The organism is uncultured Nostoc sp., assembly GCF_964247315.1.
Lineage (GTDB): Bacteria > Cyanobacteriota > Cyanobacteriia > Cyanobacteriales > Nostocaceae > Nostoc.
Map to the genome: position 1 here is coordinate 42,921 of NZ_CAXTTT010000008.1, position 13,748 is coordinate 56,668.

The 13,748-nt window shown below is 41.8% G+C and carries 11 protein-coding genes; 5 read left to right on the plus strand and 6 right to left on the minus strand.

The features are described 5' to 3' along the window. Positions 1 to 44: 44 nt before the first annotated feature. The 4 genes from ACFE93_RS04395 to ACFE93_RS04410 form a co-directional block, all read right to left on the minus strand. Positions 45 to 626 carry a M10 family metallopeptidase C-terminal domain-containing protein gene (locus ACFE93_RS04395; RefSeq protein WP_375472181.1) on the minus strand — a complete coding sequence of 194 codons (582 nt, stop codon included), beginning with the start codon at positions 624 to 626 and terminating at the stop codon, positions 45 to 47. Positions 627 to 1,993: 1,367 nt separating this feature from the next. Then, positions 1,994 to 2,746: a calcium-binding protein gene (locus tag ACFE93_RS04400; RefSeq protein WP_375472182.1), complete on the minus strand. Its 753-nt coding sequence runs from the start codon at positions 2,744 to 2,746 to the stop codon at positions 1,994 to 1,996. A 959-nt stretch (positions 2,747 to 3,705) separates the two neighbouring features. Beyond that, a complete protein-coding gene (locus tag ACFE93_RS04405; protein WP_375472183.1) occupies positions 3,706 to 4,317 on the minus strand; it encodes a calcium-binding protein in 612 nt (203 codons plus the stop codon). Between the two features lie 88 nt (positions 4,318 to 4,405). Beyond that, positions 4,406 to 7,528, minus strand: coding sequence for an MFS transporter (locus tag ACFE93_RS04410; protein ID WP_375472184.1), 3,123 nt, complete (start codon positions 7,526 to 7,528; stop codon positions 4,406 to 4,408). Between the two features lie 770 nt (positions 7,529 to 8,298). On the opposite strand from ACFE93_RS04410, the gene ACFE93_RS04415 reads away from it, so the two are divergent. The 5 genes from ACFE93_RS04415 (at position 8,299) to ACFE93_RS04435 (ending at position 11,733) form a co-directional block, all read left to right on the plus strand. Continuing rightward, the gene (locus tag ACFE93_RS04415; protein ID WP_375472185.1) at positions 8,299 to 9,579 is read left to right on the plus strand and encodes a general stress protein; all 1,281 of its coding nucleotides are present in this window, start codon (positions 8,299 to 8,301) and stop codon (positions 9,577 to 9,579) included. A gap of 143 nt (positions 9,580 to 9,722) precedes the next feature. Then, positions 9,723 to 10,184, plus strand: coding sequence for a BON domain-containing protein (locus tag ACFE93_RS04420; protein ID WP_375472186.1), 462 nt, complete (start codon positions 9,723 to 9,725; stop codon positions 10,182 to 10,184). A gap of 181 nt (positions 10,185 to 10,365) precedes the next feature. Further along, the gene (locus ACFE93_RS04425; protein WP_375472187.1) at positions 10,366 to 10,800 is read left to right on the plus strand and encodes a CAAD domain-containing protein; all 435 of its coding nucleotides are present in this window, start codon (positions 10,366 to 10,368) and stop codon (positions 10,798 to 10,800) included. A gap of 343 nt (positions 10,801 to 11,143) precedes the next feature. Then, positions 11,144 to 11,551 carry a hypothetical protein gene (locus ACFE93_RS04430; RefSeq protein WP_104907589.1) on the plus strand — a complete coding sequence of 136 codons (408 nt, stop codon included), beginning with the start codon at positions 11,144 to 11,146 and terminating at the stop codon, positions 11,549 to 11,551. Between the two features lie 50 nt (positions 11,552 to 11,601). Then, the gene (locus ACFE93_RS04435) at positions 11,602 to 11,733 is read left to right on the plus strand and encodes a hypothetical protein (protein ID WP_375472188.1); all 132 of its coding nucleotides are present in this window, start codon (positions 11,602 to 11,604) and stop codon (positions 11,731 to 11,733) included. Between the two features lie 172 nt (positions 11,734 to 11,905). Here the strand turns inward: ACFE93_RS04435 and ACFE93_RS04440 are convergent, their stop codons facing one another. Both ACFE93_RS04440 and ACFE93_RS04445 read right to left on the minus strand, forming a co-directional pair. Further along, a complete protein-coding gene (locus ACFE93_RS04440) occupies positions 11,906 to 12,529 on the minus strand; it encodes an NAD(P)-dependent oxidoreductase (protein WP_375472189.1) in 624 nt (207 codons plus the stop codon). Positions 12,530 to 12,712: 183 nt separating this feature from the next. Then, the gene (locus ACFE93_RS04445) at positions 12,713 to 13,621 is read right to left on the minus strand and encodes an NmrA family NAD(P)-binding protein (protein WP_375472190.1); all 909 of its coding nucleotides are present in this window, start codon (positions 13,619 to 13,621) and stop codon (positions 12,713 to 12,715) included. Between the last annotated feature and the right edge of the window lie 127 nt (positions 13,622 to 13,748).

A 13,748-nucleotide genomic window follows, 5' to 3' on the forward strand; every position in this document is an offset into this window, starting at 1 on the left:
CTGCCTTCTGCCTCCTGCCTTATTTTCAAGGCAGGAATATTAAATTAAAGGATGAGGTCACTTGACCCTAATGGTGGTGCTCCTATAAGCCGAATTTCAAAATTAGCTGACAGATTCCCATCAGTGTTACCTTGCAGAATACCTCCGGAATAACGGATTTGACCGGGTGCGGAGAATTGACCACTTCCAATGAAAGTGAAAGCTTGGTTGCCCCCAATAGTGGAGTTGGCATCGATAGTAAATAGATCGATTCGATCGCCTGGCAAGGTACCGTTTCCACGAAAGTCAACGATTAAGTCACGTGACGAAAGTAGACTATCAGAAGTTGAGTTGTACTCGAAAATATCATTACCCGATCCTCCAGTGAGAACGTCTTTGCCAGTACCGCCAGTCAGGGTATCGTTGCCGGCACCACCGATAAGAGTATCGTTGCCACCATTACCAAAGATGTTATCGTTGCCACTACCACCGTTAAGGAGACTGTTGCCACTACCACCTATAAGGGTACTGTTATTACCACTAACGCTACCGCTATCGTTCTGACCATTATTGCTACTACTGCTATGACTACTAGAGCTGGCACTAACACTGCCGCTACCAGATGAGATTGATATTGAAGTTGCCATTGATGAGTTTCTCCTAAACTTAGAGGAAAAAAAATTACGTCTTTACTTCCCCATTATAAAACGGCATTGCTGAATGAAGAGTATAAATTTGGTTTCCTTTAAAGGCATAAAATAAACAATTTTAAACATAGAATTTGAGAATTTCACACTTTCATTTAGCAATGCTGACAAAACAAGGTCAAAAGCTTGCGAGTAGCAATATATTATTGAACCAAACCTGATTGCAACAGGTCTTGACTATTAAGTTTGAATATTTGAGAATATTTGAGAATATTTAAGAAGTACTGGACGTATTTAATGATGTTTACATCAAAATTGCACTAAAACTCCTTTGATGTGCTAATAACTTATGTTTTTAGTCGTTACATCTGGAAAATACTAATGAATAAGTAGATTCTATTCTACGTAATTATATAGATTTAAATAAAATATTATTGTATTCATAATAACAACACTATAGTATTACCTTCCAGCATAATTTTTCCTTGATAAAAAATAATAGTTAACTTTTTTATCCTCTCACCAGAATAAAATCGGAAACCTTTGTTCAGATAGGGTTAATTTTGCATATTGATATTTGTTTAGTGGTTTTTGTAGTTAGATATAACAAATAATTGCCAATAAGTTAAAAGCTTTGTTAGACGTATGATCCTAAGAAAAGCCCAAAGATTTGTGTAACTTGAATTCGTTCCCAGTCTTAAGACTGGAAATGTATTTCAAGAGGGCTGCTGCCTATGGTAAAGTCACTGGAGGTGAAGCCTCCTAAGATCGGGACTGTATTTTAACTTAGTGCCATTCCCTTATTAGACCAGTGCGATCGCTGTACCCCTGGCGTTACAATTTGGCTATTTATTATGTATGGCATCATTACAACTGTTGCGATTGTAAACCGCGCCTACCTTGAAAACTATAGTTTTTTGGAATTAGAGTGAAGCTCAGAACTCAAGCCACAACCGAATAATACACTCTCCTTAAAAACTCCAGGTTTCAAAATGAACCGGGTTTATTAACTGATTTTCTCATGCATACGCAGCACGATCGAACCCTGGCAAGCATTGGTAATTTATGGCTTTTGTGTTCACATTGCTGCCAAAATTGCTTCTCATACACTACATTTATTGCTTCGTTGTTTTGGTATTAATATTTATATTCTCACTTTCCAGTCTTAACTTATTTACAGCTATTTTTAGTTAAATAGACCACGCAGTAGGGGCGTAAGGCCTTGCGCTCCTATGACAGGTGTGGTTCAAATACATGAAAACTGCTGTAATTCACATTAGGTGTAAATCATAAATAAGAACCCTACTTCTAAGCGCTTGCTCTTAGAAGTAGGGTGTGAAGCGCTTTTGCAAGAGGTCTATTTTAGATTAAAGGATGATGTCGCTTGCCACTAGTGGTGGTGCTCCTGTTAGTCCAATCTCAAACTCAGCCGACAGATCCCCATCAATGTTAGCTTGAAGAATACCTCCTGAATAACGAACCTGACGGGCTGCTGAGAATGCGCTAGCCCCGATGAAAGTGAAGGCTTGGTTGCCCGCTACACTAGAGTTAGCATCAATGCTAGATAGATTGATCTGATCGCCTATAAAAATACCGTTTCCAACGAAGTCAGTGATAACATCCCGCAACAAACCAGTAGGACTATCTGAAACTGAGTTGAAATCGAAAATATCGTTGCCAGCACCGCCAATAAGAGAATCAGTCCCAGCACCGCCAGTAAGGATATCGCTGCTAGCACCCCCATTTAGGGTATCATTGCCAGCATTGCCGTTAAGGATATCGTTGCCAGCACCGCCAGTAAGGATATCGTTGCCAGCATTGCCGTTAAGAGTATCGCTGCCGACGTTGCCGTTAAGGATATCCTTGCCAGCACCACCATTTAAGATATCGTCGTCGGCATTGCCGTTGAGAATATCACTGCCAGCATCCCCATTTAGGGTATCGTTGCCAGCATTGCCGTTAAGGATATCGCTGCCAGCACCACCATTTAAGATATCGTCGCCGGCATCGGCGTTAAGGATATCGCTGCCAGCACCACCATTTAGGGCAGGACGAAAGATAAGTGGGGAACCGTTGATGGTATTGTTGTCATTAAAAATGGTACCGTTGACAATTGCCATTAGTAAATTTCTCCTGAACTTAGAGCATAAAAATAACCTCGTCACTTTCCCATCAGAAAACGGTGTTGCTGATTAAGAGTATGAATTTGGTTTCCTTCAAAGGTGTAAAGGAAACAGTTTCAAAGATTGAATTTTTCAATTTCACACTATCATTCAGCAACGCCGAGAAAATAAGGCAAAGAAATAACGAGTGGGAAGAGATAACTGACGCACATTTAATTGCAACAGGTCTTTGCTGTTAAGTTTGAAGATTTGACAAGCACAGTATGTATTGATGACGTTAGCATCAAAATTATGCCAAGAGTGATGTGATGTCCTTATGTCTTTACTGGTTGCAGTAGTAGGCTACCATAACACAAGCAAACTTCCTCTTACAGAAGCGCGTAGATTTTAGAACGTTTTGATTCTATTCATAATCACAAGACTATAGTATTACTTTCAAGCCTAATTTTTTCTATCTATAAGAAAAAGTAATTAACCTGATTTTATTCCTCTCGCTAAAACAAAATCTGAAACCTTTGTTCAGATAGGGTTGATTTTGTTTCTTGAGATTTATTTGGTGATTGATCTATAGCAATCCGAATTGAAACGCGAGAAAATACGGAAACAAAAAGTACGTATATATAAGCATTACAGCTATTTTCTATCTCACGAATGATTTAGGATTGCTATAGTTATATATAAGGAAATAATTACCAATAACTTAAAAGCCTTATTAACCAGTGCGATCGCTACATCCCTTGCGTCACAACTTGCCTTCTCAAATTCTCTGATATCTTTTTCATTAAGTGGCATCATCGCAACAGTTGCGATTGTATTACCTGATTTTCTGATGTAAATGCGGCGCAATTTAATAACTATAAACTATAGGAGAGGCAAGCTAAACTTATCTTTCTTTGCAACTATTCAATTATCAAAATTCTGCATTCTGCCTTATTTTCAAAGCAGATAATATTAAATCAAAGGATAATGTCGCTTTCCACTAGTTGTGGCGCTCTTGCAAGCCTAATTTCAAACTCAGCCGACAGATCCCCATCATTGCTGCCTTGGAGAATACCTCCTGAATAACCGATTTGACCGATTCCAGAGAATGCGCGACTGCTGATAAAAGTGAAGGCTTGGTTGCCCTCTTTAATGGAGTTGGCATCGATGGTAGATAAATCGATTCGATCCCCTGCGAGGATACCGTTTCCAACAAAATCAGCGATCGCATCCCGTAATAAACCAGGTTGACTCTCTGAAACGAAGTTGAAATCGAAAACATCGTTACTCGATCCTCCAGTGAGAACATCAGTTCCACCAACACCAGTGAGGATACCACCGTTACCAAAGTCACCGTTAATCGTATCATTGCCAGATCCACCAACTAGGCTGTCGTTGCCAAATCCCCCTACAAGGCTATCGTCTCCAGATCCGCCGTCAATCGTATCGTTGCCAAATCTGCCATCAATCCGATTGTTTCCCGCTCCGGCGTTAATCGTATCGCTACCCTTTCCACCAGTAATTGTATCGTCGCCAGATCCGGCGTTAATGATATCGTTGCCAGATACACTGTCAATCCGATTGTTCACTTGTTTTTATAAATAAAAAAAGTGGCATTCATTTATAAATACTGAATACCACTTTATATTTCTCTAAATTCCTGATGATGAAGATATTTTACCCAGGTAAAGTTATCCCACTCACAGCGATCGCACCTGCGATCGCACTGGCGCAAAGGGAAGTAATCGCTGTCCCAAATATCCACCACGCAGCATTTGCAACGGTTTTCTTGGTTTCTTCGGCTTGCTTTTTAGTTTGCTCTTGAATCGCTTTCAAGCGTTTTTGGGTTTCTTTCTGGATGCGTTCGGCTCGTTGCAAGACGCCATCTCGCGCCGCTTCTATTTGATTAATTATCCGGTTAGCATCCGCCTCGGAAATATCTTCACGAGAACTCAATACAGCAACTAAGGTGTCACGATCGAATTCACTGAGGCGATCACGCAACGCTTCAAATCCGGCTTGCGGATCGTCGAACACTTTGGCAAAGTCTTGCTTAATCCCTTCATAGTTGAGTTCTGAACGATCCAGGGAGTTGAGATAGTTGCGAACTTTGGCAAAAACTCCATCTAGCACTGATTGCACTCTTTGCTGAATCTGCTGGAATTGTTCGACAATCGAGCTGCGAACAGAATCGATTTGATCCACAATTCGGTTAGCTTCCTCTTCTGAGATATCCTCACGTTGGGATAATAGCGCCACAATTGTCGAACGGTCAAATTTTGAGGCGCGATCGCTTAAACTCCCGATTCCAGCGCGGGGAGAAGACAGCAGCAATTGTAAATCGCGTTTGATTCCTTCGGGATTCAGTTCTTCTTTGTTGGTATTACGCAGATATTCTTCGAGATTGGCTTCAAAATCTAAAGCTTGTTGAGTGGTACGCTTCGCTAAACGTCGTGGCGCTTTCAGGATATCACCAATGGCATCTTGAGCGCGATCAATGATCTGATTAACCTGCTCTTGGCTCAAGTCTCCGCGTTGACTGACGAGTTTAACCAAGGTTTCTCGATCGACATTAGACAAGCGATCGCGCAGTGCTAAGGCTCCAGCTTGAGGATCGTCGAGTAATTTTTCCAAATCTGCTTTAATACCTTCTGGATTAAGTTCTTCCAAGTTGGTATTGCGGAGATATTCAGCGATCGCTTTTGTAGTTTTTTCGTACTGTTCTTTCGCTTGTTGCGGTACTTGCAAAATATTATCTCGGACTGCTTCGAGCTGATCGAGAGTTTGGTTCACTTGTTCTTCGCTCAAATCTTGACGCTGACTGAGCAATTGTACTAGTGTATCGCGGTCAAATTGCGATAGGCGCGATTGTAAAAGGCTAATTCCGGCTTGGGGATCGTCTAGTAAAACTTTAAACTCACGTTTGATAGCTTCGGGATTGAGTTCGTCTTTATTAGTATTCCGCAAATAGTCTTCAACTCTTTGGCGCAGTTCATCGGCTTTTGCTTTTGCTTGTTCTTGCAATTCTCTTGCACGATTCAAGAAATTATCGCGGTTGCGTTCGAGTTGACTAACAATATTATTAGCTTCCTCTTCGCTGATATCTTGACGCTGTTGGAGCAATTGTACAAAAGTATCGTGGTCAAATTGCTCAAAGCGGCTACTTAAATCTTCAAACCCAGCTTGTGGATCGTCCAGCAACTTGCCAAAGTCTCGTTCAATACCTTCAGGATTGAGTTCGTCTTTACCTGTCGAACGCAGATAATCTTCGATGCGGCTGCGGAAATCTTGCTCTTTTTCTCGCGTTTGAGCCTGTTTGACAGTTTCTAAGACTTCCAGGCGATCGCTTTCCATTTGTTCAGAAATTTCTTTCACCCTAGCTTCGCTAATATCACCACGTTGCTTTAGTAAGTGGGTGAAATATTCTTGATTAATTTCTTCCAACTCCCGTCTCACAGTTGTTGGATCTGCATTTACGTCATAGATGACTTCTTTAAATTCATCTACTAAAGTAATTCGGTTAAAGTGCCAAGGGAACGAATGCAATATGTACTCTTCTACATCTCCCTTAATCGTGTTTTCTAGTGATATTGGTAATTTTGCAGATACTTGCTCAGTTGCTTGCTTTATAAACTTTTGAAGTTGTTCTGTGATTTGCTCAACATCGACATCTTTAACTTTCTCTTTCAGCTTTTGCAACTGAGTTGTAATTTTATTTACATCGATATTAGAAAGGTTTACTCCTTCCAGAATTGCTGGTGCAGCTGCACTTAAGCCATACCTAATAGCTTGCTTGATTACACCATTGCCATTACCGCCTCCGATTGTAACCAGTTCTTGAAGCCGTTCGCCCAATTGCTCAGAATTAAGTTCTTCAGGAGTAGCAGACTTGAGTAAATTAATTACTTGTTCTGTGGGATTCTTGCGATTTAAAGTTTGTTGCCATGCACCTTCAAACTGGTCAGCAATGCTATTGATATCTTCTTTAGACAAATCGCCACGGCTGCTGATTAAATCAACAAATGTTTGGCGATCAATGTTTTGTAAAAGGTCGCTGTTAGCAACAGATTGCAAATCTGTATCCTTAAGAAGCTGGTCAAATTGACTCCGAATTTCTTTAATATCTAGCTTTGGTAATTGCAGAGAGCTTAAAGAACTTTGGAGCGTATTTTTAATACCTTCAGAATCAAAACCTGAAGTTAATTCCTGGCGGACTGCGGCTGTAATATCTTCAACAGTAGAAACTAACTGTTTTTTCGCAATATTAGCACCGATGCCAGCAGTTGCCGTACCCATCAGAGTTTGAAAACCAGAAGTGACAGTATTAGATATAGAACCAATTAAAGAGCCTACCGCCGACGAACCCAACCAAATTACTAGTGAAAAATAGGTAGACCAAATGACTACACCAATAATTGCTCCTAAAAATGCGCTTTCGATTAGGCTCAGTTTTACTGCTAAAAAACAAGCAATAAATAATGCAATGCTAACGGTTATTAACGCCCAAGTACCAACTTTAGCTTGACCTTTACGAATTGTCTTACCTAAACTTTCGGACTCATCATCAGAATCTGAATCAATTTCCCAAGATGAAATTCCGACAGCAACTGAAAAGTTTGTCAATAACAATTGAAAAGCAAATGCCATCAAAACCCCAGCTAGCAGCGCCACCAACAATTTAGGCCCAGAAAAAACAACTGACGCTTCTTCTGGAGTTAGTAATTCCTGAGCTAAAGTTATTGGCGCTAATCCTAAAGGTAGCCAATTCCATCCCCAAATAATTAAAACACCTTGAAACATAAGATTTTCTCACTTTTACTCAATTAGAGGACGTTTGAAAAGGGTCGGCTTGAGCCTCAAGTGTAACTCCGGGGTGCGATCTTAAATGCTAAAACTCCGACTCTCTGGTAGCAGCTTCTCTGTAGCTAGTACAGCTTGGCGTAAATAAACATACCATTTCAAATGGCGCAAGAGCTTAAAATACAATTCTTTTGACTTCTGCCTTGCGGTACTAGGGTAGTGAAACACATGCTGAAGAACTTTTCAAACAACCTCTTACAATACCCATTTATAAAATGGCTTATTTATCAGCTTAATTATAATTTATGTAAGCTGGCACTTTCTTAGGTAATAGGTTAGTTTTCCAAAAGTCGTATTTATAAAGATAAATATTTTTCTTGTATATTTTCCAATAAAACTTAATAATTTATTTAATATTTTATTAAATAAATTATTAGGCAAAAGTAAATTTAATCAAACTGTATCTATCTATATAGCAGGTTTTGAGTAGGTGAGTTATAGTAGCCAACGCTAGAAAATAATGCTTTTTGGTATCAATTTTATTGAGTAAACTGAAAACATCGAATAATTGTTATATAAACTTCATAAAAGGAAACATGTTTTCTAGCTGAGATTTAGTTACTAACTTTAGATAAAATCACCTATATCTAATGATAGAGAGAAAAATTCTTCCAAGCGATTGATGAAAAATAAATAGAAACATGCATTAATTAGGGTTATTAGGAGCTATAAATTAGTAAATAATTGATTTTGGCTGAGGAGCAAGAATAATGGTTGTAGGTGTACATAAACGTGCTGTAGGTGTCTTTTCTCATCGTCGAGATGTTGAACATGCCCTACATGAATTAAAAAAAGTTGGCTTTGACATGAACAGAGTTTCTGTCATTACACAAGATGGAGACAGAGACGATATTGCTGGTGCGGATGTGAGCGATCGCGTCGGCGATCAATCTGATGAAGGTGCTAAAGTCGGAGCCGCTACAGGCGGTGCTTTAGGCGGATTAGCTGGCTTATTAGTCGGTCTTGGCACTTTAGCAATTCCTGGAATTGGGCCAATTATGTTGGCTGGAGCCGCAGCAACTACCCTAGCTACAACTCTTGCTGGCGCTGGTATTGGTGCAGTAGCTGGTAGTTTGCTTGGTGCGTTAATTGGTCTAGGAATTCCTGAAGAACGAGCTAGAGTTTATGACGAACGTGTTAAACGAGGACACTATTTAGTCATTGTCGATGGTACAGATGCAGAAATCCTAAGAGCAGAAGCAATTTTAAATAATCAGGGTGTAGAAGAGTTTGGCGTTTACCCCCACCCAGATGCGACAAATGCAACCACAGGTTATGTGACTCCAACTCCGGCTGCGGGTTATAGTGGTGTTGCTAAACGTGCGATCGGGGTATTTTCTCATCGTCGAGATGCTGAAGCAGCAATTACAGAATTACGAGATGCAGGTTTTTCTTTGAATCAAGTCTCCATCATTGCTAAAGATGCAAACGGTCAAGGGATCGGTGGTGTACATGTAGACAGAAATGTTGGTACTGGTAATAAAGCAGATGATGGTGCAAAAGCTGGAGCCGCTACAGGTGGTGTTCTAGGCGGCTTGACTGGCTTATTAGTTGGACTTGGAACTTTAGCAATTCCTGGGATTGGGCCTGTAATTGCAGGTGGCGCAGTTGCAACAGCTTTAGCCACAACATTAACTGGTGGTGCGATCGGTGCAGCCGCCGGGAGTATTGTAGGCGCACTCGCTGGCTTGGGAATTCCTGAAGATAGGGCGCGAGTATATGGCGATCGCTTCCAAAGAGGCGACTACTTAGTAATTCTTGATGGTACGGAAGCCGAAATCCACCAAGCTGAAGCGATTCTCAAACATCGAGGGATTGAAGAATTTGCAATTTATGATGCCACAGAGATTAGTGAATATCGCCCAGGTTCCAACCGAGTAAGCGATCGTGATGCAGCAGTAGTCGATCCCATTCGTCCCAATTACTCAACAGAGACTAATAGAAACGATCCTTCTGTAGTTATTGTCGATCGTCGTGATGAAGTACTTTAATCGAAAGTAGTTTTCACTTACACTAATTAGACAAAATTGCAGGAGCAATAATTTAAAAACTTTGCTCCTGACTAAAAAAAACTTGCTCCTCCCTTTTGCCGTAAATATTAACAGATTTCACTTTCTGATCCAGAATTAAATCAATGAAAAAGCTAACCCCCTTCGTAATTAGTTGCCTTTTAGTGTTTGGTGTTGCTGCTTGTGATAACGCTTCTAAAACAAGTGAATCTGCACCCAATAATCCTAACGAAGCTCCCCAAACACCGACTGCAAAAATAACGCAAGCTTCTCAACAAGACGCACAAAGTGAAGTTCGCAGAAAGCAAGCTAATTCTGATATCCGCGCCCGCGAACAGCGCAATAATACTACGGGTGGCGATACACAACGAGCCAAAGGTGACTTAGCAAGTGAAGTTCGCTCTAAGCTGGAGGTTAACATACCTAAGAGCCAACTAACAGTTAATGCCGCAGATGGTGGCATTGTGACTGTCTCAGGAACTGTCACCAATCAGCAGGAATTGGCTAAAATTGAAAAATTAGCTAAAGAAATTAAAGGTGTCAAGAGTGTAGTTGTCAAAGCAACAGTTGCTGCACCAAAACAATAGGGCAGCTAACAACAAAGCGAGCAGGTAGGCATAAACAGATTTAAATATTCCTGCTAAGTTTGAGTGGTCAGTTAAACTTATTACTGACCACTAATAATTAACAACTGACAACCTTAATAATTATATTTATTGATGCTCAGTTCAGTTATACAAAGTCTTGTAGTTACCGAACATAAAAACTATGGAAACCGAACAACAGCAACGTGAATCGATTGATGCTTCCTTATCACAAGGTACGCTAGCACTTGAAGGTACTGATACTGCAAACTTGCCAAAGTTACCGCCAGCACCTGAACCTGAATCTCAATGGCAGCAAATTAGCAGACAAATTTCTCAATTTTTAGAGCAACTGCCCCAATACTTAAGTGACTTTTTTCAAGACTACAAGCAGCCTTTAATAACCGTTGCTTTAATTTTGGCAGCAATTATTACAGCCAGGCTAGTACTAGCATTACTAGCTGCAATTCATGATATTCCATTAGTATCACCACTTTTTGAGTTAGTTGGAATTAGTTACAGCAGTTGGTTTATTTTCCATTATCTACTCAAGGCTTCAACTCGCCAAGAATTAGCCGATGAAATTCAATTACTGAAAAGCCAATTCGTGGGCAAGTAAATTTACTAACTATTAAACTAGGATTTACACGGGCAAATAGAATTTGCAGCTAGATAAACTTTCGTCTGTCTGTGTGGGCTTGGGTAAAGCTTTGTATAGTTGCAGTTTCTAATTGCCCTTTTAATGTTAAGTTGACTTCAACTAAAACCTTCTTAATACCAATACATGTAAATTCACAGTATTTAACCGGACTCAATTTTATTCTTTTGGATACATCAAAAGACAGAGAATATAACATTATTTTAAATTTAAGTCACTTCTCAAGATAGTAGCTCGGAAATAAAAAACAGCCTAATCTGGTTTTTGAAGTTATTTAATAGATTCTTTAACGAGGACATAAATTATGGCTAATGAAGCAGTTAAGAGAGATACAGATTCATCCGATAGAGCAGAAGTCGATACTTATGATCGCGGCATCATCCCAGCTGAAACTGCTGCTCGAATGGAAAGAGAAGGAGATAAGTACAAAACACTCCCCACAGAAGAACGGGAGGCAGATGCACCTACAGATGACCAAACCGATTCAGAAAGTATACGCACCACTGACGGCTATACCATAGACAGAGAAGGTTTGTCTAATAACTATGCAATTGAACCGGAAATGTATTACGAAGAACCGGGTGATGCACGCCAACAAGCGGCAGAAGATAGGGAAGAACGTATTGAAGAACTTGGAGAAGTTAATCAGGACGAGGAAGGCAAGTTGACAGATAGGGGTGACAGCCGAGGTAGAGGCCCAGGAATAATTTAATTAACAACTTCCTTTTGCTGGGTGCAATTACACGTAAGAAGGCTAAATAAGTGGTTTCTAGAGACGCAATAATCGCGTCTCTAATTTTATGGGCGAATAGCGGTGCGATTAAACGGACTTCTTCGCGAATGCTGGATACGGTGCGAGTGGCAATATCTGGTAGTCAGCGTAATCAACCTTGATCGGCGGAAAGCTGTCGATTATCTTTTGCAGATGCTCCGGTGACTCCGCTTCAAAGAGAAGGGTTGTGTTGCCTCAACTCTTTAATTTCCATCTGTTTGTCCGGGACTGTCCTGGATACTCAACGAACACGCTGCTGACCCCAAAAAGAGAGCGTGTCCGAAGGAAGAGTCCTTAGCTATTTGCGATAGTAACGGCTTGATGGAGGTATTCGTTATTGTCAAGCTGGGCAAGCATAAAGTCAGCCAGGTCGGCACGTGTAATTTTATGGGCTTTCTCGGTCGTTTCGGCATCGAAGACTCGAACGTCTCCCTTGGCAGGGTCGTCGTTAAGGATGGCTGGGCGAAGAATTACCCAGTCCAGACCGCTCGATTCAACAGCGGACTCCATTGCTGCTTTATCCTTGTCCGCGCCGCGCAACAAGGTCGAAACAAGTAAGCGCTCATACAGGGTGGCATTTGCCTCACTCTCCCCTTCGCCAATCATGGAAGTTACTACGAGACGGCGCACGCCGTTTCGCTGCATGGCAGCGATGATTGTGTTCGCAGCACTCGATTCGAGCGTAGTTTCCTTGTAAGGCGTTTTGCCGCCAATTGTATCAACAACAGCATCTTGACCGACTACTGCTGCGTCCATCGTGGCACCGTCGGTAGCGTCACCTTCAATAACACGAACGTTTGAGACCTCGTATTCGTCAGCTTTGTGAACGAATGCCGTGACCTGATGTCCAGCGGCCACAGCCTGTTCAACTACAGCTCTACCGGTCTTGCCAGCGGCTCCTATGACTAATACTTTCATGTTTTAACGCTCCTATGTAACACTTAGTGGGTTTTCCGATCGGAGAAATGCGGTCTTGATCAGGACTTCTCTGCAAAAATTTATAGCTGAAATCTTTGGAGTAGCTAAACTGAGCAATTTCTCTTGTAGGGAGTTTTCTGTTCTCAATAACTTTTTGCAACACAACCCGGAATCATGTCTGGATTAGGCTCCACTTGCTTGGGAACGTTGGGCAAATAGGTTTGTAAGACTTGTCCAGTTCACATCGGGATAGCGATCGTTGTCAAACGATTCATGGTGCACACTGAACATGCTGTGTTCATACTGCGTCTGCTGCCACTGCGGATACAGCTCGTTTTCTCCCTCTGGATGGGCCGCCCGTTCACTTTTGTTACGTCTACTTAGCTCCTCGATACTTCCCAAGCGAACCAGCTGAAACGGAGTCTTCAGCACTTCGTCGGTGAACTTTGCAAGCTCACGTGGAGTAACACTAAAGCTTGCAATCCCAAGGGCGACCGGAGTCGTTGGGTCGAGAGCAGCGGCGGCAGTATACGCTGCGGTGTCATCCATTGTGGTGAAGTCGAGCCGCCAGTCGGGATCCTCCCAGTACCCGACCATTTTCTTTTCAAAATTCAGATAAGGTACGTTTTGCGTCAAGACCTCGCCGAAGACGCCATTGAAGATCGATGTCGACGCGATCGGCTCGACGTCGAGCCGCTGGTGGAACTCGCGCCTTAGATCGTAATTCCGATTTTCACCTGGTGCTAACGATCGAAAGTCAGTAGAAAAGTCGGATGGAATGAACCGTGCAACGCCTGCCTTAAGTGCCGCCTCCAACAGTACGGTTTGAGTATCGACAATCACGTCGCGCAGGCCTTGCAGGGCAGATACGATGCAAGCTGCTCCTTCGCATGCACTGGCTAGCTCAGAAACACTCGCCATATCGACTGTCCTGACCTTCACGCCAAGGCTTTCCAATGCTTTCCGTTTCGTCTCGTCCGAAGTTCCACTCCGAGTAAGTGCGACGACGTTGGCTTTGCGATTCGACAAAGCACGCGCAATGCGCCCGCCCAGATTGCCGGTCGCCCCTGCTAACACAACATTATCCGCCATTTATCACCTTCCTGATAGCTTCCGTATTTTTCCTTCAAGACTTGATTTCATAATGCGTTGCTGGTTCGACTTCCAAGTCTCTTTATGTTTGACATCACTAGTATGATTTATCAATTCATGCAGATAA

Excerpts from the sequence above, each read along its gene's own strand:
- ACFE93_RS04395 (WP_375472181.1), bottom strand. The coding sequence starts at position 626 with ATGGCAACTTCAATATCAATCTCATCTGGTAGCGGCAGTGTTAGTGCC.
- ACFE93_RS04400 (WP_375472182.1), bottom strand. The coding sequence starts at position 2,746 with ATGGCAATTGTCAACGGTACCATTTTTAATGACAACAATACCATCAAC.
- ACFE93_RS04410 (WP_375472184.1), bottom strand. The coding sequence starts at position 7,528 with ATGTTTCAAGGTGTTTTAATTATTTGGGGATGGAATTGGCTACCTTTA.
- ACFE93_RS04415 (WP_375472185.1), top strand. The coding sequence starts at position 8,299 with ATGGTTGTAGGTGTACATAAACGTGCTGTAGGTGTCTTTTCTCATCGT.
- ACFE93_RS04420 (WP_375472186.1), top strand. The coding sequence starts at position 9,723 with ATGAAAAAGCTAACCCCCTTCGTAATTAGTTGCCTTTTAGTGTTTGGT.
- ACFE93_RS04425 (WP_375472187.1), top strand. The coding sequence starts at position 10,366 with ATGGAAACCGAACAACAGCAACGTGAATCGATTGATGCTTCCTTATCA.
- ACFE93_RS04430 (WP_104907589.1), top strand. The coding sequence starts at position 11,144 with ATGGCTAATGAAGCAGTTAAGAGAGATACAGATTCATCCGATAGAGCA.
- ACFE93_RS04440 (WP_375472189.1), bottom strand. The coding sequence starts at position 12,529 with ATGAAAGTATTAGTCATAGGAGCCGCTGGCAAGACCGGTAGAGCTGTA.
- ACFE93_RS04445 (WP_375472190.1), bottom strand. The coding sequence starts at position 13,621 with ATGGCGGATAATGTTGTGTTAGCAGGGGCGACCGGCAATCTGGGCGGG.